Raw genomic sequence first — 21,637 nt, 5'->3', positions numbered from 1 at the left:
AGACATGAGATTACGATTCCTATACCTACTGATTCTTCTGGCAACCCTATGCACGCAGCCCCTTGCGGCGCAGAAAAAAGAGATGAAGGAGGCCGACAAGTACTTCAACAGCTTTGAGTACGCCCTGGCACTGGATGCCTATAAAAAGCTGATGGAGCGCAAAGAGCCGGACGTATACCTGCTCGAGCGCATTGCCGACAGCTACCGCCTGATGAATAACAGCAAGGAGGCCGAGTTCTGGTATGCCCAGGCAGCCGGCTTCGAGACAGTGGCACCGGCCAGCATTTATCACTACGCCGAGGCAGCCAAGCGCAACGGCAACTACGAGAAGGCAAAAGAGCTGTACACCAGCTACGCCCGCCGCGTGCCAGAGCAAGCCAACATGGCCATGGAGAAAGCCGCCTCCTGCGACTCCGCTATTTTCTGGACCAGCAGGCCGCTCTCATACGAGATTGCTGTAGAGGACAAGCTGAACTCCACTGGCGTTGACTTTAGCCCTATTCAACTGCCGAATGGCGACATGGTGTTTTCTTCGGACAGGCTGCCCACCGATGAAAACAAGAAAAAGGAGCGCTTCAACTGGACAGGCAACGGTTTTGTGCAGCTCTACTACGCCAGCATGGAAGAGGACTCTACCTGGAGCGAGCCGAGCCCGCTCAGCCAGGAGATCAACACGGACTTCCACAACGGACCAGCCTCGTTCCTGCCGAAGGAAAACACGCTATACTTTACGCGCACCAACAGTGTGAAGCGCAGCCAGGCCAGAGTGAACACAGACCCGACCAGCTGGGTGAACAGAGGCGATGGGAAAGGAACCGGTAACATCAACCGCCACGAGATCTTCATGGCACGTCGCAATGGCACCGAGTGGGTCGATGTGAAGCCGTTTAAGTATAACAAGCCACAGGAGTACTCGGTTGGTCACCCAGCCATTACGCCTGACGGCAAGCTCCTTTACTTTGTGTCGGATATGCCGGGAGGAAAGGGCGAAACAGACATCTATTACAGCGAGCGCCAACCCGACGGCAGCTGGGGAGAGCCTATTAACGCAGGTGATGTGATCAACACGAGCGGCCGCGAAAGCTTCCCAAGCATTGGCGCCGATGGCAAACTCTACTTCTCATCTGACGGGCACGTAGGCCTTGGCGGCCTCGATATTTTCAGGGCAGAAGGCGAGCACGGCAGCTGGACACGCGTACAGAACCTGATGTATCCGCTCAACACCTCGCGCGACGACTTAGGTATAGTCGTAGACAGCTCGGGCACGAAAGGCTGGCTGTCATCCGGCAGAACGAGCGAATCAGGCTACGACAACATCTACAAATTCAGAGAGGTGAACGTGGAGTGTACGCTGGTGGGTCAGACCTACGAAATGGTGGACCAGCCCGGAACGCACATCAAGAAGCGTGTGATGGTAGACAATGTGCTGCTGCAGCTGTTTGAAGAAAACGTAGGCTCGATGGTGGAAACACACTCTGACTCGACCGGTAATTTCAACTACAAAGTAGAGGCGGGCATGCAGTACACCATCCGGGGCAGCAAGAAAGGCTACCTGACACAGACGATCCTCTTCACGCCGGATTGCCGCTTCAGCATAGACTCGCTGCTGGTAGAAATGATCATGTACCGCGACACGCCAAACGTACCGATCGTACTGGAGAACATCTTCTACGACCTCGACAAGCATGATATCCGTCCGGATGCAGCCATCGAACTCGACAAACTGGTGCGTATCCTGAAGGCTAACCCAACGATCCGCATCGAGCTGAGCTCACACACCGACAGCCGCCAGACACGCAAGTACAACCAGGATCTGTCAGAGCGAAGAGCCCAGGCTGCTGTGGACTACATCGTGTCGAAAGGTATAGACCGCAAGCGATTGGTGGCCAAAGGCTACGGCGAAACCAGGCTGCGTAACAAGTGCGCCGACTTCGTAGAATGCTCCGAAGAAGATCACCAGGTGAACCGCCGTACTGAGTTCAAGATCATCGGCAAGTAATAAATTAAGGTTAAAGCAAAAGCCCCGGCGCTCACAGGAGTGCCGGGGCTTTTGTTTGTGGTCAGCGTAAGATCGGGATCTCCTGAATCAGGCGTGGGTTGCGTCTTGCAGATGACCTTTGCTTTGAGCTGGTTATGGTCTACTATGAGGTATAGCAGCCTTGAGAAGGTATAGCCAGTACTTATTGAGCAGACCAGCCGCCATCCACCGGGAGCATGGTGCCTGTCAGCTGCGCAGCCGAGTCAGAGGCCAGGTATAGCGCCAGGTTGCCGAGGGCATCGACTTCCACAAACTGCTTGATGGGCTGCTTTTTGAGCATCACTTTCTCAATTACTTCCGTTTCTGACATCTGATGCGCACGCGCCTGGTCGGCGATCTGGGCTTCTACCAGCGGCGTGCGTACATAGCCGGGACAAATGGCGTTGCACGTAATGCCGTGCGGAGCGCCCTCCAATGCCAGTACCTTCGTTATACCTGCCACACCGTGTTTGGCGGCCACATAGGCTACTTTAAACTCGGAGGCACGCAGCGCATGTGCCGAGGCAATGTTGATGATCCGTCCGAAACCACGTGCCTTCATACCTGGCCACACTGCTTTAGAGGCATGGAAAGTAGCCGATAGGTTGATGGCGATGATGGCGTCCCAGCGGTCTTCCGGAAACTCATCGACCGGCGCGACATACTGTATACCTGCGTTGTTGATAAGCACATCCACCTGGCCAAACGCCTGCTCGGCCTGCCGCACCATTTCCCGGATCTGCTCCGGCTGCTGCATGTTGGCCGACGAAAACAAGACTTTTACCTGGTGCTCCTGCGCCAAGTCATCGGCAATTTCCTGTCCGTTTTTCTCCAGGCCGTTCAGGAGCAGATTATACCCTTGGGCAGCAAAAAGCCGGGCTATACCTAAGCCAATGCCACTTGTGCCGCCTGTAATGATTGCGTTCTTCATGTGTAAAAAATGTAATTGAAAATATAAGGCAAAAAAACAGAGCGCCCTTGCGGGGCGCCCTGCCTTCACCTTACTCTAATCTACCTAACATCATTTTTCTTCTTGCCGCCTCCGAAGTCGAAGCGCAGTTCAGCTGAGTACAGACGGCCAATGATCGGTGAACCCACAAACTCACGCTGCTCTGTGTCGAACAGGTTGGTTACGCTGGCACCCAGTGTAATCATCTGTGTGAATTTATAGCCGGCGCTCAGATCCACCGAAGTGAAGCCGCCCAGCGGGCCATAGTTATAAAGAAGCGGTGCTACGCGCTTGTTTTCGTTCTCTTTAGCTGCCACCTGCGAACCAGAGTAGAAGTCGTACTCAGGCAGGATGCGCACGTTCACAGAGCCAAAGAACTTGTTGTTGAACAGGTCGCGGGCTGTGAAGTTGAAGTTGTAGCGGTGCTTCGGAGCGTTCAGGCTGCTCTCCACATTAGAAACTTTACCATCGCCGTTCGCGTCGTTGTCCAGGTTGTCGCGGTCCGTGATGTCGGAATTGAAGTAGGAGTACTTGGCGCCGATGCTGAAGTTGTTGTTCAGGTAATAGTTCAGGCCAAGGTCCGTACCCCAGGAGTTCACGTTGCCATAGTTCAGGTAAGTCAGGTAGTAGTTGAGAGCGTTCGAAGCGGCCTCCGTTACATCCTCGCTGCCTTTGCGAATCACCTTCTCTTTGCCCATAAGCGGCGTAACACCTGTCAGCGGCGAGATAAAGTCCTCGGACATAGAGTACCAGGTGCTCAGGTCTACATAAAATTTCTCGGTTGGCGTACCTTTGTAACCCAACTCGAAGGTCTGCACACGCTCTGGCTCCAGTTTCGGGATCTCGCGGATGGCACCTGTCTCGGTGTTCTGTATGGTCAGGCCGGCGCCGCTACCCAGAATGGCCAGAGCGCCGTTGTTCAGGTAAAACTCCTGGAACTGGATAGAAGGAGCGGCATAGGCGCGTCCGTAGGTTGCTCTGAAAGTACCGGCTAGGGCATTCAGCGTCAGGGCAGCTTTCGGGCTGAACTGCGTGCCGTAGTTGTCGTGGCGGTCGAGGCGGGCGCCTACCACGGCGCGAACACGCTCACCCAGGCCACGCTCGATCTGCGCCACAGCGCCGTACTGGTTCAGGATGATGTCTCCGTTGCGGTCATCGAGGTAAGTCTGGCGGCTGTACGCCACATCGCGCTGGAAGCTCAGGCCCGTGATCACGTCAAAACCACCGTAGCTATTGTTGTACTGCACCTCCCCGTTCAGACGGTGGCTCTTGTCGATGAAGCCCGGGAAAGCAACGGCAGGTGAATTCGGGTAGAAAGCTCCTCTGGCAGCGCCTGTCTTCGATTTTTCATGCGCCACTTCATGCGACTGTCCCATGGCGCGGATGGTATGGTAGTTGGTCGTGCGGGCGTTGATCTGGTAAGTGTCGCCGGCGTCGTTCCAGGTGTTGTATACCTGCGCGAAGATGCGCGGCGTCACGATGCGGCCGTGCAGGTACTGGAAAGTCCAGCCGTCGATCTGGTTGCGGCCGTTGTTGGTCACGCCGATGTTAGAGCCCTGTCCGATGCCGTAATCCAGGATCACGTCCATGTTTTGTCTTGGAGTATAATAGACAGCAGCGCTGGCACGCTTAAAGTTGAAGCCGAAATCCACGTCATACTCAGGCTTAGGGCCCAGCGCGGTATACACGGTGTCGATGAATTCAAAATCCTTGCCCTCAGTGTACTCGGCGTTCACTTTGTAGGCAAATTTGCTGCTGATCACACCGGCATGACGGGCGCGGGCCGTGAGCACGCTTTGATTACCGGCACCGATCGTAACAGTAGTGCCCGGATGGCGGCGTGGGTCTTTGGTGATGGTGTTGATGATACCGTTGTGCGCGTTCGGGCCGTAAAGCGCCGAAGACGGACCTAGGATCACTTCCACACGCTCAATGTCTTCCTTAATCACCGTGTTGTAAACACCGGCCGGAAGTCCTGTACCACCGGGCAGCATGGAGTTGCGGCCGTCAGTAAGCTGGAACATCTTCACGTTGAAGGCATTGTTGAAACCGCGGGCATTGATACCGATACCGGCCACACCCGAGCGCACCACTTCCACGCCCTGCACCTTGTTGAGCAACTCGCCCACGTTGAAAGAAGGCAGCTCAGTCAGGTCGCGCGACGAGATCACACTGATGGCGGCAGGCGCCTCGGTGAGCTTCTCCGGACGACGGGAAGCCGTTACCACAATTTCCTCACCTACCACCTGAGTCGTGTTCATGGACACCGTGCCGATGTCGGTGGTGCCGCCGGAGGTCACCGTGATGGACTGCCTCGGGAAGGTATAGCCCACATAGGAAATGCGCATGTTGTAAGTGCCGGCCGGTACGTCCATGATGCTGAACTCGCCGGCAGCGTCGGTCGAGGCGCCTTTGGTGGTTCCTTCGAGCAGGACGGTGGCACCTGTCAGGGGCTCCCTGGTATCGGCCCCGAGCACACGGCCTCGCACACTGCCGCTTTGGGCCAGTGCCACCTGTGTGACTGCCAGGAGTGCGAACAGAAGTGAATAGATTTTTTTCATGAGAATAAGTAGGTTAGATATTTAAGGTTATGGTTTGAGTGCTATTTCAGAAAATCCCGGATCGCTTTGTTGAAGGCTCCGGCCTGCTCGTACTGCAGGAAATGCCCCGTTTCAGGTAGCATCACCAGCTGGCTGTTGGGAATGCGGTCGCGTGCGGTTTCGGCTACGGCCTGAGTGGTCAGGTTGGGATTCAGGTAACGATTCGGTATAAGTGCGTCATTATCGCCGAAAATAATCAGCGTGGGTACCTGCACCTGCGGCAGCTGCTCGTACACCGGCTCGTCGACCATGGCGGCCACGCTGCCCGCCACCGCTTTACTGTAGGCCCCAAACTCAGCAGATTCGGCCATTTTCAGGCGATCGTCGATCATGTATTGCACATCGGCAGGCATCTGGTGGAAGTTCACTTTGAAGTTGGCCACCACCTGCTCCGGCGTGGTTTTCTGCACACTTTCGGGCGTCACCGTCATCTTGAAAAGCTGCTTCTGCTGGTCCGTGAAGGTTTCTATACCTGCCGGAGCGGCCAGAACCAGGTGCTTGACGCGCTGCGGTGCCTTCAGAGCGGCAGTGATGGCGATCTGTCCACCCATGGAGTGCCCGACCAAGGTAGCTCGCTCCAATTTGAGCGCATCCATCAGGGCCAGCACATTGTCAGCGTAGCTCGCCATACCTGTGGTTATATCGGCTTTGTCGGACTTGCCGTAGCCGGGCAGGTCGATGGCGATGCAGCGATAATGCTTACTCAGTTCAGCCACGTTCTTGTCCCAGGCGGGTAGGTAACTGCCCAACCCGTGAATGAAGATGAGCGTTTCGGGGCCTTTCCCTTCGTCGGTATAAGCTACTCTGGTGCCGTTTGGCAATTTTACTTTTTTGACCGCATACCGGTAGTTCAACCCTTCGAACACCGGGTCTGCAGCTGGAGCGGCTACGGTAGCCTCAGTACTGGCAGTTGCGGTGTCTGCCGTCTTTTCTATACCTGCAGAGGTGGCGAAATGCTGTGCCGACTGGCAGGCCGTTTGCAGGCAGATCAGGCCAAGCGCGGCCAGTGCTAGCTTAGTTTTTGAGCTCACTTTCATAGGTCGGTTCGGTTAAAAGTGACGTGTCTTCTGTTGCCGTTTCAGTGGCAGGTTTTCGGAAAGCATAGTAAAAAATAAGGCCGACCGCCACCGAAGCCAATATGGCCAGCGCAGCGGCTATGCCCGGGTTGCGCACCGGCGCCTGCATGTAGGTAGTCAGGCCACCGTAGTACACACTAAAATGCACGATAACCGATGTGATGGAGGCCGCCACCGGCGCAATCAATGGCACGCGGCGCAGGAACATGCCAAACAGCACCGGCACGAAGGCGGCCGAAAAATAAGCGTATACCCCATTCTGCGCAAAAATACCCACGCTCAGGTTCGGGTTCTGCAGCTGGTCAAAAGTCAGCCAGATGGTAACAGCAGCTAGCACCACTATCACAATCCGGTTCACCACAACACCCCGTGTTGCGATGCTGTCGCCCACGATCGGCGTCAGGATATCGGAGGTAATGGTGATCGAGAGTGACTGGATAAGACCTTCTAAGGTAGAGAGCCCCGCAGAGATGAGCCCCAGCAGCACCAGCAAGCCCATGTATACCGGGAACTCCTGCACCACATAGACCGACATGATGCTGTCCACCGACAGCTCCTGGCCGTTTACCGTTAGGTCGGGGAAAGAGAGACGGGCGTAGAGGCCGGCGAATACCACCAGGAAGAAGAGGCCCTGCGCCAAGATTCCCGTTAGCAGGTATAGGTTCACATCTTTTTCGTTTTTGAGAAGCAGCGACTTTGTGATGATGTGCGGTTGACAAACGATGGCGATGCCAATGATCACCTGGCAGAAAATGATCTCAAAGTAGTCGCGGAAGAGAAAGCTCTCGGGGTTGGTGGTGGACACGAGCAGCGGGTCGATGGCCGCCAGCTTATCCAGGAAGCCGTGCACGCCGTTGCTGAAGTGCTCGTAGCCGGAGCCTAGCAGGATGAAAGCTACGATCAGCATCAGCACCGCCTGAATCATGTTGGTATACACCATCGAGTTGGCGCCTCCGAACATCATGTAGCCGAATACAAATACCACAATGCCCGCGCACATGTACAGCTCGTTGACGTTGAGCACACTGGCCATCACCTTGGTGAGTCCCACGCAGATGAGGACAATGAACGTGATGAGCAGCAGCGACAGGAAGGCAAAGAACGTGGCATAACCGCGGCTCTTGTAGGTCAGTCCCATCCACTGGGCCATCGTCTGCGCTTTCACGGCGGTCCCCATTTTACGGAAGCCCTTGGTCAGCACGACTAGCGACACCAGGGCTGCGGCAGGCAGGGCAATGGCCATGGAGATGACCCCACTGATGCCGTACAGCGCCACAAAGCCCGGATTGATTATAAAGGTAGCAGCACTCGTCATGGAGGCAGCCAGCGCCAACCCTACAGCCAGCGGCGAAAAAGCCACGCTGCCAAGCGCATAATCGGAGATCGAGCGGATGCGCAGTGCCCCCCGGATCACGAAAAACAGGATAATGCCTGCATAGGCAAGTACGAGTACCCAACCAGCTATTACAAGCTCCGATGATGCCATACTATTCATGCTTGATGGTATTATTGCTAAGGAATGATTGATTTAATTTAGCTAATAATAAACATTGACAGAAGGCTATACTTGCCAAACGGGAATAATTTGAGGTGAAATTGGTAAGAGAGGAGGCGGGCTTTAATTGCGTGATGGAGTGAGTTAGTGAATGAGTGAGTAATTAATCAATCAAGTGATGGTGTGTGATTAGGTTACGCTTGCTTCTTCCGGTGGAAATCTTCTGGACGGTTCGGGAAAGTATAGCGGTGCACGTCTTGGTTGGGTCATAGGCCAAGATTTTTGTCATTTCAAACGCAAGTGAGAAATCTGGATGATTGAACATGCTCTACTAAAACTCAGATCTCTCATTTCATTCGAGATGACAGGCTCGATTGCACAGGTCGCTGCCTATTCCTTCAAATGGCCTCACGCACGCAACTCCGACACACCGTTACAGTGTAACATTGCTACATCAGAACTCTCTAACTCCTAAACTCCCAAACTTTACAAAATTTGCAGTCGCTTGAGCAAGGCGTCACGGTGGGTGTTGCCGATCGGGATCTGTTTGCCGCCGATGAGAATGTTGTTGTCCTCGATGGCTTCGATGGCGGTGAGTTGTACGATGTAGGAGCGGTGCACGCGCATAAACTTGTTTGTCGGCAGGCGCTGCTCCAGGTTCTTCAGGCTTTGGCTGACCAGGTGCAGGTGCGTGCGGGTTTTGATGTTGCAGTAGATGTCCTGCGCCTCGGCCCAGATGATGTCTTCGAGCATCACTTTTTCGAGGCGGTTGCGCACTTTCACAAACAGGGCGTCGTGGAGCAGAAAGTTGTCGGCCTCCACGGTATCGGTGGGCTGGGTAGGTATAGTAGAGGCTTGTGCAGGCTGCAACTGCCGGGTGCCGGCATTGTGGATGGCCAGCTCGATGCTGCTTTGTAGCGTTCGGACATCAAAAGGCTTCACCAGGTAGGCATGCGGGTTGGTTTGCTTAGCCCTGTCGATGGTCTCCTTGTCCGAGAAAGCCGTCATAAAAATGAAGGGCACTTTCGTCGCTTTCGACAGGAGGGCCGCCGTTTCGATGCCGTCGAGCTTGCCCTCGAGCGTGATGTCGAGGATGATCAGGTCCGGTTGATGCTGGTGCACCTGCAGGAGCAGCTCCTCTCCCGAACTTACCACCTGGCATACCTCATAGCCCATCGACTCCAGCGAAAGCGACAGGTTCTGGGCAATCACCACATCATCTTCTGCAATCAGTAACTTTAGCTGGGACATAGGCAAGGGTATAGGTAAAATAGGTCAGGTATAGCAGCTCAATATAGCAAAAGGATTCCATTGGCGAAATCTCTTGTACCTGGTAGTATAGCTGAACTGAGATTATTTTGTAAATTGACGTATGCTTGCCCCTTGCTATACCTGCTGTTTGCGACGCCTGTTTAGGGTGCTCGCCTGTCTGCCTTTTCTGCTGGCAGCGCTGCAGGCTCGTGCGCAGGCACCGGATACGGTGGATGTGACGGCTTCGGAACAGCGCATAGCCGAGGCACTACAGGTATACCACGACCCAAGTGCTGCCCTCATTGCCGACCAGGTTCTGATGCAGCGCTTCACCCTAAACGATCCAGATGCTGAGCTGCAGCCGGGCAAAACAGTACACTGGGTACGTGTGGTGTTGCGAAACCCCAGCGACCGCGAGCAAACCCGCCTGCTCTTTACTGGCGACTGGAGCCACATTGAACTCTATCAGCAAAACAAGACAGGCTATACCTTAAAACGCACCGGTCAGCTACTGCCCATCGGCGAGCGGGACGTGCCGTCGCATAAACCCTACATCCGGCTGGAGTTGCTGCCCAACAGTACCACCACGCTATACCTGCGGCTGCAGGGCGACATCAACCTGTACAAGCCACAGGCGCTGCAGGTGCAGTTGCTGCTGCCGGAACAGGTGAGCGCCGCCAACAGCGACAGGCTTTTCGGGCAGGGTATTTTCATCGGCATCATCCTGGTGATGACGCTCTACAACCTGGTGCTGTTTGCCTCGGTGCGCGACCGCAGCTACCTGTATTATGTGTTGGCGCTGCTGGGCACGGGCCTGTACTTTATGTTTTACCACGGCTTCGCCATCGAGCTGCTCTGGCCGAACTCCCCGCTCTGGAATGCGCACAGTTTCCCGTTTATCGTCACCTTCAACGGCCTGTTCCGGGTGCTGTTCACGCGCCACTACCTCAACACGCAGCGTACCATGCCGGTCTGGGACAAAATGCTCACGCTGCTGGCCTTGCTTTACATCCTGCCCGTAGGTATGGGCCTGCTCTCTTACTTCACCCCGCTCGATTTGCTGCAGGCCTGTGTGAGCCTGATCGGCATCATCGGTGGTTTGGTGCTGGTGGCTATGGTGCTGACGAGTATACAGGCGCTGCGGCAGGGATATCGGCCGGCGCTTTATTTCCTGATCGCCAATGTGTCGTTCGTAATAGGGGCGTTGTTGTTCATTCTGAAAGAGAATCATCTGGTGCCGGATAACATGGTGACCTTGTATGCAGCGCAGGTTGGTATCGTGGCGCAAGTGGTGCTGTTCTCGCTTGGTCTGGCCTACAGGCTGAATACCGTAACAAGCGAGCTTAACGCCAAAGTGCTGGAAAAAGAACGCCTCGAACGTGAGAAGGAAACGGAGCGCAAGCTGCTGATCGAACAACAGAAAAATGAACTTGAGGTGATGGTGGCCAACCGCACGGCGGCCCTCCGGCACCGTACGCAAGAACTCAAAGACACGGTGCGCAAGCTCAAAGCCTCGGAGCATAAGCTGCGCCGGCTCAACTATTTCAAGGACCGCTTCTTCTCCATCATCTCGCACGACATCCGCACGCCGCTGGCCACGCTGGAGTCTTTTCTGAACATCCTCGTCAACTTTTCCGACAAGATGAAGCCCGATCAGATGCAGAAGCTCGCCACCCATACGCAGGTATCGGTGCGCAACCTGCAGGCCCTGCTCGAAAACCTGTTGCAATGGTCCACGGCCCAGACGGCCTCGGGGCATCATGTGCGCTTCGAGCCGGAGGTGCTACAGCTGGCGGAGCTAGTGGACCGCAACGTGGCCCTGCTCAAAGACACGGCCGACACGAAACAGATTGCCTGGCAGGTGCGGGTGCCGGAACAGTTGCAGGTGCGTGCCGATGCGCACATGCTCGACTTTGTGGTGCGCAACCTGCTGCACAACGCCATTAAGTTCTCGTACCCGGGCGGGCTGATTAAGGTGGCTGCGGAAGATGGCCCCGGCAACATGGCGACGATAGCCGTAACCGACCAGGGCACCGGCATCAGCCCGGATGTGCTGGCCACGCTCTTTAAGCTGGAGACACCCGCCATGGCTACCAAAGGCACCATCAACGAGAAAGGCACCGGACTGGGCCTGTTGCTTTGCCGCGATTTTGTGGAACGGCATGGGGGTACTATACAAGTAGAGACAGTGTTGGGGCAGGGAAGCCGATTTTACTTCATTGTTCCGCTGGCTATACCTGAACAAGTGGCCGATAAGCCGCAGCAGCTATTGGAAGGCGAGATCTGTTAAGTCCTTGCTCGCGTTCCACGCACGTATGAGCAAGCTCAGAAGGGCAGTAGCCAGGAAAAATGAGGTATAGGTCGGTTGCCAACCGGACTAGCGGAAGCCTAACAATTGTACCTGCAGGGCAACCGGCTTAGCTACAGGAAGCCCTTTTCACAAATGTTGACCCCGAAAATTTGAGCCTACACCTGATACAAATCTGGTTTGGCTATACCATGCACGGCGCCTTTCAGAATTTTCCTTTAGATTAGGGCACCAACCTTTCACTCTAAACACATACCACCATGCGACATCGCCTACCCGACGGACTGGAAATGCATTATGAACTGCACGGAAATGCGGAGGCCGCACAGGCGATGGTTTTCCTGAACGGGCTATCGCAGTCGACGGCGGCCTGGGCGGGGCTGGTGCATGCGCTGGGCAAAAAGTACCGGTTGGTGCTCGTGGACCTGGTGTTTCAGGGGCAGTCGGATGAGGCGCCGGAGCACCGCAGCTTTGAGGCGCACGCCGCTGATGTGGCCCACCTGCTCCGGGCTCTGCAGTTGCCAGGCGAGACGATCTTGGTCGGTATATCCTATGGCGGGGCGGTGGCGCAACGCTTTCTGGTCCATTATCCGGAGCTGGTGCAGCGTGGGGTGCTGCTCTCTACCTTCCCTTACAAAGACGCTTATTTCGACGCGATCGGGGCCAGTTGGAAACAGGCGCTGCTGGCCGGCGGCTATCTGCTCATGCTTGACGTGATGCTGCCTTTTGTGCTGGGGCGCAGCTATTTCCTCAACCCGATCATCACGATCGATAACCTCAAAAACAGCAAAACGAGCCAAAGCCCGACACCGGAGCGACTGCTCAAACTAGTGCGAGCAACCGAAGAAAGCGGCAACTATTTAGAGGAACTGAAGAAAGTGCAGGTGCCGGTGTTGGTGGTGCACGGCGAAGAAGACATGCTTTGCACCCCGGAAATGGGACGCGCCATGTACCAGGCATTGCCGCACGGCGAGCTGGAGATCCTCCAGCATGTGGGCCATACCTTAAACCTCGAATGTATACCTGATCTGATCCAGCTACTCGATACCTTCGCGGCGAAGGCAGTCTACAGGGAGCACTAGAAGTCGATGACGTGGGTATAAGGAACTCCGTAGGGCACTAAGATCGTGTCCTGCTTCTCCAGCGCTTTTAACTGCTGCCGGTCAATACCTCGGGTCACGACCACAACAGGTATGTCGGCAGGAATGTAGAGCGGGTTCTCGGTATAGGTCATGCTCACGGCGCCTGTCTCGTTCAAAAACTGGTTGGCATCGCTCTCTACGCCACAAGTAAACCTGAAAATGGTGTTGAGCTCGTAAAGCGTGGCTTTTGCCGGGTCTTTGTACACGCACTTTATCTCGGTCCGGCGGGGTAGCGTAAAGTTGTAGACCAAGGTGGTATCCGCGCTGGGCAGGTGGCCGATTTGTGTATAGCTCGAAGAACAGAAGTACGGGTCGTTCTCAGGTATAGAGATGTCGTAGCCGATGCCGTAGTTCCGCTCGTTGAGCTCGTGATTAGCCTGGAATTTAAACCTGTAGTAGCCGTTGGCGTCCGTTTTGGCAGTCAGTTCGTCTATGTCAGGAGAGGCTGGTTTGCTTCTGACAAGCTTGACCCGCATCTGAGGGGCCGGCTTTGTACCATCTGTTGTGATGCGCCCTTCAATGATCACATCCGGTTTGCCAGGTATAGGCAGGTTGCCCTCGCAGCTGCTCAAGAGGGTAAGAAAAAACAAACCTAAAAGACAGCTGGAAAGGCCGAATGATTTTACCATATAAGGTGAAAAAAGCGAGGCAAATTGAGGAGATTTTGGCGAAAGTCAAACTAAGCAGGCTCCAAAAATTTAAGGTATAAGCTGTGCTCAAAATCAGGTTCCAGAGCAGCCTGTTTTCAACGAAAGAAGCCAGATTTCCTACACTACAGTTTCTCCTCCAGCCACAGAAAGCCGCTGCTCAGCACAAACAACAGAAAGAACCAGATGACCGGCACCTGTTCCGCTACATGGGCAGTAGTTTGCGCCACTCCTATACCTTGCTGCTGCGATGCGAACTGCAAAGTGGCTTCCCGCTTTGCCTGGATGGCCTGATGCGGCCAAGCCTTGCTGTCCTGCACCAGAAAATAAAACGGCTCCACTCCCGGTGACTCTACCACATGCCAGCCGGTGCAGTGCGGCCAGAAAGTGCCCTCGTATACCTCTGGCTGGTGAGGGCTTTGCCGCAGCGCTATACCTGTCCGGGTGGTGTCGGCGGTGCTGCGGACGGTTGGCGAAGGTATAGCGGAAGCTGCGGTTAAGGTATAGTCGGTTAGTTTTAGCGTAAGGGGTTGCTGCACCTGCGGCGCTTGTGGCTTGGAGACCTGCCAGAACTTTTCCTGTACTTCCCGCTTGGCCACTGACGAAAGTAAATGCGCCCAGTAGCTGGCATAAGTGCCCTGTTTGCCCTCCAACTGCCAGCTGAACGTTTGGGGTACCACCGAGATCGCCACGGTGCCCCAGCCAGCTCTGCGCCCTGCCGCCAGCAGGTTGTTGTTTTGCTCTGCTATCAGTCCTGTCACGGCCTTACTGCTCACCAAGGTATAAGGCGAAACTGATATGGCCTCGGTCGGAGCGCCGGTTGCCCAGTTTGCCCAGGCATTGCGCGTATCCTGCTGCGACAGCCGCCTGCTTTGGAAGTTGGTGAAGAAAGCGGTGGTGCGGTTGCCCAGCTGCTCGCCTGCGATGGTCAGTACACCCAATCCGTCTTCGGTAACGGCGCTCTGCAAAGTGCTCCGTTCGGCGCTGCTGAGCTCCTGCAGGGCCTGCGGCTCCATCAGCACGACATCGAACTGCTGCAATAGTCTGGGTGTGATGCGGCTCAGGTCAGTTTGCGGCATGTTGAGCCACTCGCTCTGGTACATCCCCTTGCTAACCGTGCTCCGCAGGGCCACTTTGTGTTGCAGCTGGCCCAGGTGGTTTTTCAGGAATTTGAACTCAAAGAGTGGGAAGGACGAAACCAGCAGCGCGGCAGGTTTAGCGGCGGGGTATACCTGTATAGGTACCTGCCCCAGCGTATCTATACTGTTGCCTGACTTAGAGATCAAGGTATAGGTATAACGCCCCTCCTGCTTTGGAGTATAGCGCAGCTGGAAAGTATGAAGCCCTGCTTTTTTGAAGTGAACGGAGTCCTGTGCCCGGCCCGCAGCCTGCAGGTATAGCGTAGAGGTTTCTCCAAAAGACAAGGTATACTGCCCCGCCACCGTCACGACCTCGCCCAGCACCACGGCATCCGGCCACGTGACGGAAGATATACCTGCGGGCATACCGGACAGGTGCGGTACTACCTGTATGTCCTGCAGTGCCTGCAGTTCCTGTTCAGTCAGACCATGGCCCAGCACGTGTACCGTCTTCAGCTGCGGTTGCTCCTGCTGGAAGGTATACAAGTCAGGTATAGCGCTTGTCTCCTGTGCCTCGGTTTGGTAGGTATACACAAGGGGCTTGGGCTCCAGACTGGCCAGTAGGTTCTCCAAGGTATCTGCGGTGTAGCCTTTGGTGAGCAGAATGGCAGTGCCCGGATCGAGCGCCCGTTGGTAGGTAGGCGGAAAAAGCAACAGTACCAGACTGACACCTGCCACCGCACTAGCCAATAGCCGCCATACCAGCCGCCTGCGGTCCGGCCAACGCCAGGCCAGCCAGCTGAGCATGAGCACAGCAAACAAAGCGAAAAGGTATGGAAGGTATAAGGTCATGTAATTGCTGATTGTTGAATGGTTATTTGTCTGGTGCACGATTGACCCACCCCTACCCCTCCCGAGAGGGGAGTTTTGCTCGTAGTGTGCATTCCCCTCCTCGGAGGGGCAGGGGTGGGTTATGTTCCAAGGGAGTGATTTTCAGTGTTCAATTCTTCTATGACAGGCTCTTTACAAGAAACCACCTCAATGATTTCATTTTCAGTGCCGACTCGGTAGTGCTTTGCAGGCCCGAGAGAGTGTTCGTACCAACCATGTTGTTCCTTTACATACCCAAAATATTTTGAATTCTGAATCATCTGCAATGCTCCTGTAGTGTCTCTTATCTCATTTTCATCAAAACTACACCACGACTCGTCCACGACCTGCCATGCAACAGGGCGTTCGAATAAAATCACGAATCGTCTGCTGTGTGCAGTCGGCCGTAGTGGGTGGCCTTTTATTTTCAGATCTTCCGTTACCTGCAAATCGAGTTGCTCCTGTCCTTCAAAGGCTTCCACCGAAGTTATTTGTAAACTTCCGTTGCCCCTGTAGGAGATCCCCTCGAGGTAGTAGGTATAAGCCGAATCAAGTATAGTTTTCAAGTCAGTTTTGCTTATTATTTTACACGAAGTATTGCCAAAAGTCCCAACCAAGTTTGTTTGTCCCTGCACTGAGGATACATATCAATTCTCTAACTCCTCCACTCCCAAAATCCTAAACTCCCAAACTCCCAAACTCCCAAACTCCTCAACTCTCTAACTCCCCAGCCTTTCCAAATACCCTCGTCCCAGCCTGCTCCTCGTCACGCCCTGCTTTTGCGGCGTTGGCTTGGCGGGTGGCAACAGCTCGTACCAAGCCCGCTCTACCGTCATCAGACAATCCTGGCAAAGGATGCGGTTTGCGTTGATGTCGGCGATAAGGGTGCGGAGGTCCTGCATGGCGCGGAGGTAGCTACCGGGTTTGGCCAGTGCCTCTTGTGCCAGTTCACGTCCGGCCCGCTCGAGCAGCGCCACATCTTGCTGGCTATATCTGTTGCCTTGTTTTTGCTTCTCCAGCCACTTTAAAGCTTCTCGGGTATGGGGCAGTTTGCTCTCGGTTTCAATCGTTCTTCTTTCGGTTGGAGCTTTTATTTTGCTCAGGTCACCGGTCAGGCGCTTTTCGGGCTCTTTGAGCGGTGGCGGGTCGAAGCCGGTTTTGGCAGCGTAGGCGCGGGTGCTTTGCTGTACTTCCTTGAGCATGCGCAGGGCCTTGTACTCGTAAGGCAGCGCTTCTTCCGGACGGTGGGTACGTAGCCGCAGCTCAGCTTCCCACATCTGGGCCAGCGCGCCCTTCAGCTTGGCTTTCACGGCAGGCTCGAAGAACGTGGCCGCCTCTTCCTGGTCGTGCTTGTGCAGGTAAGGGTCGAGCAGGGCTTCTACGCTGGTTTCGTCTTTAAACTCGGGGTGGTCGTGACCGTCTCCTGCGAAGTGCTCCTCCTCACCGTGGCCTTCTTCGCCCTTGGGGATGCCGCCGCCCGGTCCTATACCTGACTCGAACTCCTCGCCGAGGAACTTGCCGTAGCGCAGGCGCAACAGCTTCTGGTCCACGCCCAGGTTGTTGCCGCGCTCTTCGAACACAGCTCTGCTCAGCGATTTCCGTTCCTTGATCAGTTTCTCGGTGTCAATGATGATCTGGCGCTGGCTTCGGAAATACTCGGGCACGGGGTTCACACCCATGGTCAGGTCGTCCATACTCTCCACAATGGTCGTGTCTTCGATCTGCACAAAGTAAGTCTCGGATCGGGTATAGCCGCGGTGGTTGTCCCAGGCCTGCAGGTAAAAATAGAGCTCGTCGCCATACGTCATACCCAACTTTTGGAGGTCGATGGTCTTGTTCACACTGAAATTGCGGGTTTGGCCCTTGAAGCCCAAACTTATCTTCTCCTCCCGGAACTTCACCGCCTCGCCTGTCCCTTTGGCCACTGTGGCGATCATGTTGGCATCGCGCAGACCGTAGTCGTCGGAGAGTTCGGCCCGGATGGTTACCCGCTGCGGATCGCCGAACAGAATCTCAGTGTACTGCTCCGGTTTCGCGATCTGGATGGCAGGCGCTTCGTCCGGTATGATCTCCAAGGTATAGTAGGCTGATTTCTGTCCGTTGACGGCAATGTGGTAGAGCGCCGGCTCGGTGAAGGTGCGTGACAAGGTATAGCGGCCGTTTTGAGATTGCAGCGGGAGCGGTTTTCCTTCGTTGAGCACCAGTTCCAAAGTGCGGGCAGGCCGGTTGGTGCTGATGCGCCACGTGACGGTAGCTCCCTGTTCCACCCGCAGATTGGGCTGCTCGGCCTGATAGGGTTTTCGGCCGGTGTAGGCGGGCGGTGTGACAGTGATTTTTATCTCCTGAATCGTAACGGCAGTGTCGGCTACGGCGGCAGGTGTATCCGGAAAGTCGAGTTGCAGGGGCGCGGCCGATGTGGCGTCGGCAATGGAGGCGGCCGGAAGCGCGGCTATACCTGCCGCCACGAGCACCGCTATACCCAGTGCCAGGTAGGTGGGCTTCTTTTGCAGATGAAAGACTGAATGCTTTTGAGGTAGAACGGCCTGTAATTGGCTGGCTACCCGCTGTTGCTGCAGGCGCTCCAACAAGTTGAGTTCTGACGTTTCACGAAGCAGGAGCTGGGCGCTCTCCTCGAGCTGTGGGTAGGTGCGGTTGAGGTGACGAGTCACTTGCTGCAGATCGGTTTGTCGCACGCTGCGCCAGGCCCAACCCAGGTATAGCAAAGCACCTAGGATCGTCAAAATTGCCAAACCAGCCAACAAAGGCACCTCGAGTCCCCACTTATATAGAATGGCCGCTCCTACCAGGGCCACAGCCAGCGACTGAAGGGTATACAGTCCTCCCTTCGCCCGGATGTACTCCCGGCGGATACGTTGCAAGGTATGGCGACTGCTCTGCATCAGGTGGTTTTTCGTTTACTGGTGATCAAGCGCTCTGCCACAAACAACAGAAAAGCCAGCAACACCAGCCAGGGTATGAGACTGTACTGCTGTTTTACTGATTCTTTTTGCTCACTAACTGGCAGCACGCTAGCTGGCATCAGCTGCGTTTCGTCCAGCGCACGGGCATCGTACTGACTCGCGTCTTGTTGTGGTAAGAGTAGGGGTAGCAAAAGCTCCGGCAGCTGCGCGCTCTGCCCCAACTGACTCCAGGCCGGACCAAAGCCGCTTCTGAAATGGTATACCTTGCCCAAACCAAGTGGCTGCACCAAAAGCACAGGCTCTCCGGCTGTCGTTTGCCACACGGTGCCTGCTTCACCTGGCGCTATACCTGTGAAGTTACCATTTGCTATACCTGAATCTGTCAGCTGGTGAAAGCTGATTTTCTCTATACCTGCTCCTGCCAATTGCGCGGTGGTAGCCCTGGGCTCCGAAGCTGCCTGCACCCACAATGTGGCGCCATTTTCCTGCACCTGATCCAGCCAGTTGGTAGGTACCTCCTCACCGCTCAGCCAGAAGAACCAGTTAGCGGAAGTGTCGGGTTGGGTGGCTGCAGTTACGTGTGTTTCGATGGGAATGCCTGTATACTTGCCGATTGCCTGCACAGCCGCTTGCAGGTAGCGTACCTCTGCCTGTTGGGCTTTGTCATGCGCTATACCTATCCGGAGTGGTTCTTTGCGGATGGCAATTGTTTTCGGAGCGCCGTTGTCCCACTGCGCTGTAAGGGAATCTTCCTCTAAACTCAACTTAACCGGACTGCCATTGATGTTCGCTTCCCGGGCGATAGCGGCCACTTTCACAGCATTGAATTTGGTGCCTTCACGACTGCTCTGGCCTGAGATAAGCAAGAGGCTATCGGGGCTTAAGGTATAGGCAGCCTGCAGCCAGTTTTGGGTTTGCGCTACGGCCACCGGAATCCAGCGGATATTTTCCTGCAGAGGGGTTGGGGCGCCGGTAAAGTGCCGCTGCTGGTCGGAAGTGAAGAGCCAGACGCTGTCCTGTGCCTGATCGTACTGCTGTGCCAAAGCAGACAGCAGGCCCCAGTAGTTGCCACTGCTCACGACAGAGTCCGTTGGGTTGCTGCTTAGTGCCTGCCACTTTTCGGTAGGTATAGTTTCAAAGTTTTGGGTGTAGTGGTGCAAGGTATAGCCGCGCTGCAACAGGGCGTCTACTGTTGGCTTGATGTCGCGGAGGGCAGTGCTATACAACAGTTCGGGGCTGATGAACACGGCTTTCCGGGCCTGCTGCGTTTCTTGTGTTCCTTCCCAGATGGGTTTCGCCAAAGCCAGGGCCAGCAGTATCAAAATAAAACACCGCAGCACCAGCAACCACACATCGCTCAGCTTAATGCTGCTCCAGCGCTTGCTCGCCGAGGGCTCCAGCCAGCGCAGGCTCCCTACCTTCACAGTCTTCCCCTGCCGCCTGTTCCACAGGTGGATCGCGATCGGAACCAGTATGGCCGACGCTGCCAGAAGCCAGTATGGGGAGAGGAGGTTCAAGTTTAGGAGTTTGAGAGTTTGGGAATTTAGGAGTTTAACAATTTAAGAGTGACTCACTTTGCCTACTCTGGTTAAGATATCAAATGTAACTGTGGTCGTCTCGCCTTCAAACGCGTCCCGGAGTTGCTGCTCGACCAGCTGCGCGGGGTTGTGGCCTTGCTGTTTCTCGTAATGCTTCACGGCTGACCAGGTGTTCAGGTAGCCGATCAGGTCGTCGGGTGTCCAGGTATAGGTGCTGCTGAAGGGCGGTACCGTTACTTCCTCGAACGGGAACGGAATAGTGCGGTAGTTTTCGTCGAGGTAACGGCGCTCCGGGTCCCAGTAAGGGCCTACCTCTTTGCTGTAGAAATGTCTAATTACGTTGTCGAGGGTAGGGTGCGTGCGTAGTAGGCCATATCCGATCACAGCGATCAGGCCGCCAGGCTTGAGTACCCGTTTTACTTCCTGGTAAAAGCGCTCAAAATCGAACCAGTGTATAGCCTGTGCCACTACAATCAGGTCAACAGAGTGATCTGAAAAAGAGGATTGTTCGGCCTGCTCTACTTTGTAAGTAATGTTGGGCAGCTGCACTGCATTTTTCAGCTGGTTCTCGCTGATGTCGGTGCCCACTACCTCTGCAAAGTGTGTAGCAAGCATGCCCGCTACCTGTCCGTTGCCCGTGGCGCAGTCCCAGGCCAGCTGACGGTCCGGTGCCATATCTGCCAGGTGCACGATCAGCTCCTGCGGGTACGTAGGCCTATACCTGGCGTAGTCGGCCGCATGTCCAGAAAAATTGTCTTTCATTTTTTTAACATTCAAAAATTACCCCCTCACTCATTCACTAAATCAGAACTCACTTCTAAACTCTCATACTTTCTACCTTTCTAACTCAAAAAATGTCTATTCTTTAAAAACGCCCGCAACGCTTTATCCAGCGGTTCGTCTGTCACGAAACGGTCGTAGGTGATCTGACGGTTGCGCATGGCTTTTTCGGTTTGCTGAAGCCAATCCTGCAGCTTGGTGAGGTACGTTTTGCGCTGCTCGGCGGTGCCTACCTGTATGGTCTGGCCGGTTTCCAGGTCCTCGAACGTAAGCGTGCCTTCAAATGTAAAGTTCATCTCGTTGCGGCTCATCAGGTGGCAAAGCAGCAGCTCGTGCCGCTGTGCGCCCAGTTTGTAGAGCAGGTCCGTTATTTCATGCTCGTGCTCGTAAAGGTCGGTCACAAACACGGTCAGCTCCTTCTGGCGTCGACCCGAAAACAGATTGTTGACTGTGGCCGTGTCAGGAAAGCGCCCGCTCGGTTTTATTTCGGCAAGCTGGTGCCAGAAGCGCTGCAGGTGCATGTTGTCGGAGCGGGGCGTCAGGTTGATCAGCTGCTGCTCATGCAGTACGTACAGACCCACCGCATCGCCTTGCGTAGTGGCCAGGTAGGCGAGCGAGGCCACCAGAAAGCGGGCATAGTCCATCTTGGTCAAGCCGTTTTCGTCCTCATGCGCCATCGAAGCACTGCCGTCAATAATGAAGCGCACCGTAATATTGGTGTCTACCTCGGCCTCGCGGATGTAGTAGCGGTCGGAGCGGGCAAACATCTTCCAGTCAAGTTGGCGCAGATCGTCGCCCGGCTGGTAGCTGCGGTACTGGCTAAACTCCAGCCCGGCTCCCCGCCGAATGCTCTGGTTCTGCCCGCTCAAAAAGCCCTCCACCACGGTTTTGGCCAGTAGCGGCAGGTCTTTGATGGTGGCCAGCACCTTGGGATCGATGAATTTGTGCCCTGCTTGTGACATAG

General features: G+C 55.2%; 15 protein-coding genes. 3 read left to right on the top strand and 12 right to left on the bottom strand.

All coding sequences use genetic code 11. The annotated features are described in order from the left end of the window. Nucleotides 1–4: 4 nt before the first annotated feature. On the top strand, nt 5–1,999 hold the full coding sequence (locus B0B12_RS09365; protein WP_076668204.1) for an OmpA family protein: 1,995 nt from the start codon (nt 5–7) through the stop codon (nt 1,997–1,999). 181 nt (nt 2,000–2,180) lie between these two features. Here the strand turns inward: B0B12_RS09365 and B0B12_RS09360 are convergent, their stop codons facing one another. From B0B12_RS09360 to B0B12_RS09340, 5 genes are all read right to left on the bottom strand, one after another. Beyond that, nucleotides 2,181–2,948, bottom strand: coding sequence for a 3-hydroxybutyrate dehydrogenase (locus B0B12_RS09360; protein ID WP_076668202.1), 768 nt, complete (start codon nt 2,946–2,948; stop codon nt 2,181–2,183). Between the two features lie 80 nt (nt 2,949–3,028). After that, nucleotides 3,029–5,527: a TonB-dependent receptor gene (locus tag B0B12_RS09355; protein ID WP_076668200.1), complete on the bottom strand. Its 2,499-nt coding sequence runs from the start codon at nt 5,525–5,527 to the stop codon at nt 3,029–3,031. 41 nt (nt 5,528–5,568) lie between these two features. Continuing rightward, nucleotides 5,569–6,603 carry an alpha/beta fold hydrolase gene (locus B0B12_RS09350; RefSeq protein WP_076668198.1) on the bottom strand — a complete coding sequence of 345 codons (1,035 nt, stop codon included), beginning with the start codon at nt 6,601–6,603 and terminating at the stop codon, nt 5,569–5,571. Further along, nucleotides 6,581–8,137, bottom strand: coding sequence for a sodium:solute symporter family transporter (locus tag B0B12_RS09345; protein ID WP_076668196.1), 1,557 nt, complete (start codon nt 8,135–8,137; stop codon nt 6,581–6,583). The genes B0B12_RS09350 and B0B12_RS09345 overlap by 23 nt, the downstream gene beginning before the upstream one ends. A 486-nt stretch (nt 8,138–8,623) precedes the next feature. Beyond that, on the bottom strand, nt 8,624–9,388 hold the full coding sequence (locus B0B12_RS09340; RefSeq protein ID WP_076668193.1) for a LytR/AlgR family response regulator transcription factor: 765 nt from the start codon (nt 9,386–9,388) through the stop codon (nt 8,624–8,626). Between the two features lie 148 nt (nt 9,389–9,536). On the opposite strand from B0B12_RS09340, the gene B0B12_RS09335 reads away from it, so the two are divergent. Beyond that, nucleotides 9,537–11,678: a sensor histidine kinase gene (locus B0B12_RS09335; protein ID WP_244554660.1), complete on the top strand. Its 2,142-nt coding sequence runs from the start codon at nt 9,537–9,539 to the stop codon at nt 11,676–11,678. A gap of 278 nt (nt 11,679–11,956) precedes the next feature. Next, entirely contained in the window at nt 11,957–12,778 is an 822-nt protein-coding gene (locus B0B12_RS09330) for an alpha/beta fold hydrolase (RefSeq protein WP_076668189.1), read from the top strand. On the opposite strand, the gene B0B12_RS09325 is transcribed toward B0B12_RS09330, so the two are convergent. The 7 genes from B0B12_RS09325 to B0B12_RS09295 all read right to left on the bottom strand — a co-directional run bounded on the left by B0B12_RS09325 (nt 12,775) and on the right by B0B12_RS09295 (nt 21,635). After that, nucleotides 12,775–13,410 (bottom strand): transthyretin-like family protein, encoded by a 636-nt coding sequence (locus tag B0B12_RS09325; RefSeq protein ID WP_076668186.1) that lies wholly within the window; start codon nt 13,408–13,410, stop codon nt 12,775–12,777. The two genes, B0B12_RS09330 and B0B12_RS09325, sit on opposite strands and share 4 nt — an antisense overlap. A gap of 200 nt (nt 13,411–13,610) precedes the next feature. Then, nucleotides 13,611–15,416, bottom strand: coding sequence for a hypothetical protein (locus B0B12_RS09320; RefSeq protein WP_076668183.1), 1,806 nt, complete (start codon nt 15,414–15,416; stop codon nt 13,611–13,613). Nucleotides 15,417–15,535: 119 nt separating this feature from the next. Continuing rightward, complete coding sequence (locus tag B0B12_RS09315; protein WP_076668181.1) at nt 15,536–16,000, bottom strand: hypothetical protein; 465 nt, start codon at nt 15,998–16,000, stop codon at nt 15,536–15,538. 153 nt (nt 16,001–16,153) lie between these two features. Beyond that, nucleotides 16,154–18,334, bottom strand: coding sequence for a DUF4175 family protein (locus B0B12_RS09310; RefSeq protein ID WP_076668178.1), 2,181 nt, complete (start codon nt 18,332–18,334; stop codon nt 16,154–16,156). Beyond that, nucleotides 18,334–19,872 carry a BatA domain-containing protein gene (locus B0B12_RS09305; RefSeq protein WP_076668176.1) on the bottom strand — a complete coding sequence of 513 codons (1,539 nt, stop codon included), beginning with the start codon at nt 19,870–19,872 and terminating at the stop codon, nt 18,334–18,336. Before B0B12_RS09305 ends, B0B12_RS09310 begins: the two co-directional genes overlap by 1 nt. 42 nt (nt 19,873–19,914) lie before the next feature. Continuing rightward, nucleotides 19,915–20,655, bottom strand: coding sequence for a class I SAM-dependent methyltransferase (locus B0B12_RS09300; protein ID WP_076668174.1), 741 nt, complete (start codon nt 20,653–20,655; stop codon nt 19,915–19,917). 80 nt (nt 20,656–20,735) lie between these two features. Next, nucleotides 20,736–21,635, bottom strand: coding sequence for a DUF58 domain-containing protein (locus tag B0B12_RS09295; protein ID WP_076668172.1), 900 nt, complete (start codon nt 21,633–21,635; stop codon nt 20,736–20,738). Between the last annotated feature and the right edge of the window lie 2 nt (nt 21,636–21,637).

Origin of the sequence: Pontibacter indicus, from assembly GCF_900156345.1 — a bacterium.
In the GTDB taxonomy this organism is placed as follows: Bacteria; Bacteroidota; Bacteroidia; order Cytophagales; family Hymenobacteraceae; genus Pontibacter; species Pontibacter indicus.
Note: the sequence above shows the minus strand (reverse complement) of the source record. Positions and strands in the feature narration are given on the sequence as shown.